General features: G+C 72.9%; 4 protein-coding genes. All 4 read left to right on the top strand.

Going from position 1 to position 4,265, the window contains the following annotated elements; all coding sequences use genetic code 11:
* A partial coding sequence (locus tag AC0CYZ_RS24155) for an XdhC family protein (RefSeq protein ID WP_472220051.1) occupies window positions 1-634 on the top strand: 634 nt, incomplete at its 5' end.
* A 152-nt stretch (window positions 635-786) separates the two neighbouring features.
* Entirely contained in the window at window positions 787-2,124 is a 1,338-nt protein-coding gene (locus AC0CYZ_RS24150) for an iron-containing alcohol dehydrogenase (RefSeq protein ID WP_472220049.1), read from the top strand.
* Between the two features lie 6 nt (window positions 2,125-2,130).
* Complete coding sequence (locus tag AC0CYZ_RS24145; RefSeq protein ID WP_472220047.1) at window positions 2,131-3,699, top strand: MadS family sensor histidine kinase; 1,569 nt, start codon at window positions 2,131-2,133, stop codon at window positions 3,697-3,699.
* Window positions 3,696-4,265, top strand: a 570-nt coding sequence (locus tag AC0CYZ_RS24140) for a response regulator (RefSeq protein ID WP_472220045.1), incomplete at its 3' end; no start/stop codon positions are given. The genes AC0CYZ_RS24145 and AC0CYZ_RS24140, both read left to right, overlap by 4 nt.

The raw sequence follows: 4,265 nt of genomic DNA, 5'->3' as shown, positions 1-4,265 counted from the left end.
CCGCGGGGAGGGCCTCGGGGTGTTCGTCGAGTCCTTCGCGCCCGCGCCCCGCCTCATCGTCTTCGGGGCCATCGACTTCGCCGCCGCCGTCGCCCGCATCGGGACCTTCCTCGGGATGCGGGTGACCGTGTGCGACGCGCGTCCGGTGTTCGCGACGTCGAGCCGGTTCCCGGAGGCCCACGAGGTGGTGGTCGAGTGGCCGCACCGCTACCTGGCCGCCGAGGCCGAGGCGGGCCGCATCGACTCCCGCACCGCGCTCGCCGTCCTCACCCACGACCCGAAGTTCGACGTGCCCCTGCTCGAGGTGGCGCTGCGCCTCCCCGAGATCGGCTACATCGGCGCGATGGGGTCGCGGCGCACCCACAGCGACCGGCTGGCACGGCTGCGCGAGGCCGGCGTCACCGAGTCCGAGCTGGGGCGGATGTCCAGCCCGATCGGGCTCGACCTCGGCGCCCGCACCCCCGAGGAGACCGCGGTGTCCATCGCGGCCGAGATGATCGCCCGGCAGTGGGGCGGCGACGGGACGCCGCTGTCCGACCGCCAGGGCCCGATCCACGGCGACTCCAACGTCGAGCCCGGCATCAGCGCGGAGGAGCTGGAGCGTCCGGCCGAGCTGGCGTCCGGACCCCGCTGATCGGCCGACGGCACCCTCTACCGACGGGTAGGTGTCACCATCGTTGTGGACGGGCCCGTTCGGGCCCGAACGCTGGTCGCGAGGCTGCCCAAGCCCCGTGCCCGTCTGTAACGTGGGCGACACCGAACACCCGACGGTGGGAAGGGGGCAGCGTGGTCCTCGTCGACACCGTCACGCGCGCCGGTCAGTCCCTGGTGGTCTGCAGACAGACCCGGGAGGAGGACCCGGCGGCCCCCGGGTCGGCGGCACGGACCACCGCGTCGACGTCGGACGACGGCGCCCGCCCCCACGGCACGGGCCACGTCCAGGCCCGCCCCGAACCTCCCCGGCTGGCGAAGTTCCACGTCCCCGAGATCGTCTTCGGCCCGGGTTCGCTGGCCGAGGCGGCCCACGCCGCGGTCCGGCTCGGCGCCCGCCGCCCGATGCTCGTCACCGACGAGGGCCTCCTGGCCGCCGGGTGGCCCCAGCAGCTGGCGCGCCACCTCGCCGACGGGGGCATGGACGCGACCGTCTGGAGCGGGGTCACCCCCAACCCGAAGGACCACGAGATCGCGGCCGGCCACGAGGCGTACCGCGCCGCGGGCTGCGACGTGCTCGTGGCCGTCGGGGGCGGGTCGGTCATCGACGCGGCCAAGGGCATCGCCCTGCTCGCCGGCAACGGCGGACTGATCACCGACTTCGAGGGCGTCGACCGGATGGTCGCCCCGATCCCGCCGATGGTGATGGTGCCCGCCACCTCCGGCACCGGCGCCGACGTCTCGCAGTTCTGCATCGTCACCGACACCCTGCGCAATACGAAGATCACCATTCTCGGCCGGGCGCTGGTCCCCGACGTCTCGGTGGTCGACCCCCACCTGCTCACGACGATGCCGGACTGGCTCAACGCCGCGACCGGGCTCGACGCGCTGACCCACGGCATCGAGGCCTACGTGTCGCGGGCGCACAACCCGCTGACCGACCACCACGCGCTGCAGGCGATCTCGCTCGTCGGCGAGCACCTCGAGCGCACCATGGACCACCCGCTGGAGCAGGAGTCGCGGGTCCACATGGCCCAGGCCGCTCTGGAGGCCGGGCTGGCCTTCACCAACGCGATCCTCGGCGCCGCGCACGCGATGAGCCACCAGGTCGGCGGGCTGCTCGACCTGCCCCACGGCGTGATCAACGGGATCCTCCTGCCCCACGTCGTGCGGTTCAACGCCGAGGACGACCCGGCCCGCTTCGTGCCGATCGCGCAGGCCCTCGGGTTCCCGGGCGAGGTCGGCCGGTCGTGCTCGCAGGCGCTCGCCGAGGACGCCGCGGAGTGGGCCGCGTGCGAGGTACGCCGCCTCGCCGACGAGCTCGGGGTCCCCAAGGGGCTCGGCGAGATCGGGGTGACCGAGGCGGACCTGCCGACGCTGTCGCTCATGACGATGGCCGACGCGTGCCTGTCGACCAATCCGCGCGAGGCCGACCGCGCCGACATCGAGGCGCTGTTCCGCCAGGCGCTGTAGTCGCCCGTGGAGCACCGCACCGATCCCGGATCCGCCGAGCCGCGCGCCGAGGCCCCCGACCTCGACCTGCTCACCGGCATCCGCTCCGGCAAGCCGTCCTTCTACGTCGAGTACCTCGCCTCGGCCGAGCGCCTGCGCCGGGTCATCCACGCCCTCGACCGCATCAGCCGCGCCCTGGTCCGCACCACCGAGGGCCCGGGGACGTTGGTCCGGTCGGTCGCGGAGGCCGCCGCCGACCACCTCACGGCCCACTGGGTGGTGTTCGCCCTCGCCGACGGCGCCCTGCCCGAGGCGGCACCCCGCGCGCTCGTGCTGGGACCCGACCTCGTCGAGGCCTCGACCGAGGCGCCGGAGGAGCTCCCCCCGTTCGTCGTGCGCCACCTCCGGGCCGTCCGCCGGGGCGAGCACGACACGGCCGACGCCACGGACCCCGGGGACACCGGCACCACCGGCCATGCGCGCGACGCCGGGCGCGGCCGGGCCGTCCGGCCGCACGATCCGCACCACCTGCACGTGCCGGTGCGCCTCGACGGCGCGGTCGTCGGCGAGATCGTCGCGTGGACCGGCGTCGACCGGCGCATCGACGCCACCGACGCGTCGGTGCTGCGCGTGCTGGCGAGCCAGACCGCGGCGGCGTTGCAGAACTCCGCGCTGCACCAGCGCACGCTGCGGCTCTACGACGAGGCCAGCCGGCACGCCGAGGACCTCGCGGCCCGCAACGAGCAGCTCCAGCGCACCCGTGACGCCCTCACCGTCGCCCGGCAGCGCGAGGTCCTCGACTCCGAGCGCCACCGCATCGCCCGCGAACTGCACGACTCGGTGACCCAGTACGCCCTCTCGGCCGGGATGCAGATCGAGGTGGTGCGTTCGGAGATCCGCGACGAGGGCCAGCGCGAGCGTCTCGAGACCGCGAAGCAGCTCACCCGGCGCGCCGTGGAGCAGCTGCGCTCGGCGATCTACGCGCTCAACCACTCCGGCGAGCACGGCCACCGCACGCTGCCCGCGATGCTCGAGGAGCTCTCGGCGGTCCACATGCCCTCCGACCTGCGGGTGGAGGTGCGCATCGAGGGCCGGCCGGTGTCGCTGCCGGCCACGGCCGAGCGCTCGCTGTTCCGGGTGGCCGGCGAGGCGCTCTTCAACGCCGCCGTGCACGCCGAGGCCACCGTCGCCGTCGTGCGCCTGGCGTTCCGCAAGGACCGCCTCGTGCTCTCGGTCGCCGACGACGGCACGGGCGACCCCGAGCAGGTCCGCCGCACGCTGCGCGTCGCCGCCGCCCAGGACCTCGACGGCTCCCACCGGGGTCTCGCGAACATGGCCGAGCGCTCCCGGGAGATCGGCGGCACGCTCGCCGTCCAGCGCGCCCGCCAGGGCGGCATCCGCATCCAGGTGGTGGTCCCGCTCCCGATCGGGGCCGCCGTCGAGCCGGCCGGAGGCGCCGCCGTCGCCTCCTCGCCGGACCCCGGAGAACCCTCCGAACCGGGAGGGCCGTCGGCCGGCCCCGACGGTGAGACTGAACCCGGGACCGCCGACCCCGATCGCCGCACCGCCGCGCACGACCTTGGGAGCACGACATGACCGACATCCGCATCCCTGCCCGCGCGGCGGTCCGCCGCGGCGAGGTGCGCATCGTGCTCGTCGACGACCACGCGATCGTCCGCGAAGGGCTGCGGGAGCTCCTGGCCGCGCTCCCGGACGCTCAGATCAGCGAGGCGGCGACGGTGGACGAGGCCCTGGCTCAGATACGTGATGAGCAACCGACAGTGATCGTGCTCGATTTTCATTTGCCCGGTCTGAGCGGATTGAAGCTGCTGCGGCGTATTCGGGTCGAATATGCGAAAGCGCGCGTTTTGGTGCTGGATATGCGTGCAGAGGCACGCTGTGCCACCGAGACATTACGTGCCGGAGCTGCTGGTTATCTCAGCAAAAATGCGCCACCGGAAGAGCTGCTGGCGGCCGTATGCCGTGTGGCCGAGAACGGCCATTATATTGAAGCTGAAATCGCGCAGATCTTGGCATTGCATGCAATCAGGTCTGATCCTGTTAAACAGCTGACCAAACGTGAGGCTGATATCATAGGATTTCTTGGCAATGGCCAAAGCTATGCGGAAATAGCCGCTGCTCTTGGCGTCAGCTACCGGACA

The sequence above is a fragment of the Actinomycetospora sp. genome (assembly GCF_055612215.1).
The sequence above is the reverse complement of the archived record's forward strand: the minus strand, read 5'-3'. Positions and strand labels throughout refer to the sequence as shown.